This window comes from Hydrocoleum sp. CS-953 (assembly GCF_002260545.1).
Lineage (GTDB): Bacteria > Cyanobacteriota > Cyanobacteriia > Cyanobacteriales > Microcoleaceae > Trichodesmium.
Map to the genome: position 1 here is coordinate 1 of NZ_LGSU01000064.1, position 1847 is coordinate 1847.

Sequence of the window (1847 nt, forward strand, 5' to 3'; positions counted from 1 at the left end):
CCGAAAAGCTATATCTATTTCAACAGATGGATTTTCTTGTTTTAATATCTCGAAAATTGCTTGAGGATGGAGTAAATAATTTTCATAAGTACAACGTTCTAAAAACTTGACTTTTTCCTTACCACGTCTACTAATATCTTGCTTCTCTTTTTCCGTTCTATTTTCACTATCTAATATAAATCCAATAGCTGGAGGAAATAAAGTATTTCCGCCACTCAATTTATCATAAATATCGAAAATAATACGAGCGTTTTTCCTTTCTAAACGTCCGGTATCTTTTACTGCCATAATTTGTATACCTTTCATTGAAAGATAACCAAATTCTTCTGAGGTTCGGGGAAAACAAAGTTCTTCTAAAATTCGGGGAAAACAACGTTCTTCTGTCGGGCCTTCTACCCACAAAATTGCATCGGCACCAAATACATCGGATAAACTTACTCCTAATTCTATTAAAAGAGAACGTAATTCTGTCGTTTCTTTTGAGTTAATAATTTTAGTTTTAGTTTCACCATCAGAATAAGATAATTGTAAAATTTTTGCGGGGTTAGCTTCGGAAATAACTATGGGTGAATGGGTGGCTATAAAGTATTGGTGTTGAGGAAATTCTTTAAAGATATTTATTAATTTCCTAATCAAATTTGGATGGAGAAATGATTGAGGTTCGTCAATAATAATAGTTTTTGGTTCCGAGGCAGTTACTACTACATAAAGTATGGCTAAAACTTGACTAACTCCTGTTCCGCAGTCTGCTAATTTTAGTGCTAAATCTTCTTCATCTTCTTCTAATGCTTCTGGAGACCAAACTAAAACTTCTAAGGAATTATTATCAATGTAAGATTTTTGCTCTTGAATACGAGCAGAAACTTCTTTGATTTCTGGAAACATCATATTTACATATTGATTAAATTTTTCATAAATCTTTCTTTTGCCTCGCAACTGAATTTGATTAATAACTTCTGCTAGATTACTAGCATTAGGCTCAAGTATTAAGCTATCTCCAGTAAGGCAACTACCAATATGAAATCGTTCAGAATTAAATCTATATATTTGACCTTTTAATTCATCAAATATAAGTTTACCAAAACTTACTCTGTATTTTTCAAATTTTAGAACTTTTTCCTTGAGTTTGAATTTTCCACTGTCGTTTGTTTCAAGAACAAATACTTTTTTTTCTCTAACAACACCCCATGAATCACAAAATGGTTGATATAAATTTATATTTTCTGGAAAATCTGAGATAACTATANAAAAACTATACTAGGATCATTGTCATAATTAGAAACAGTAATTTCTATCTCTTTAACCTGATCAAACCATTCCTGAAAAATAGTTAAGTCATTTTCACGATTGATACAAACTGCTCCATCAATCAATGAAATAATTTCCGATTTTTCCAATCTAAAAGTAATATTAGCAACTGACTCATCCGGCGAGTCTGAGTCAGGAATATCTCTCAATCTAATATTACGATAAGGATTATCTTTAAACTCTAATCCCAGACTTTCCAATAGAGCTGTTTTACCAGAATTATTCGTACCAACAATAATATTAATACCTGGCTGAAACTCTAACCAACCAGAATCTCGAAACGACTTATAATTCAATATCTGAAATTTGGAAATATACATACTAATCACCTCAAAATTTCAACAAAAAAATTGCTATATAACTTTCTCTAACAACACAAACAGTTATTGTACTACAGTAAAAATACTTTGTGTGGTATAATTAAAATTTCTAGTTTTACTGAAAACTAATAACAACCCTCGCAAACTATAAAAAAATTACAGCTATTATTCTCCATCTTTCCTAGAACTGGAAATCAAAAAAACTGGGAAATTATAGCG

1 protein-coding gene and 1 pseudogene are annotated in these 1847 nt (G+C 30.8%); both read right to left on the bottom strand.

The window, feature by feature from the left end; translation table 11 throughout:
- On the bottom strand, nt 1–1245 hold a 1245-nt coding region (locus AFK68_RS43890), incomplete at its 3' end, for an ATP-dependent endonuclease (protein ID WP_371357146.1).
- Between the two features lie 2 nt (nt 1246–1247).
- Nucleotides 1248–1628: pseudogene (locus tag AFK68_RS43895) on the bottom strand (AAA family ATPase); the annotation flags it as partial.
- Nucleotides 1629–1847: the final 219 nt, after the last annotated feature.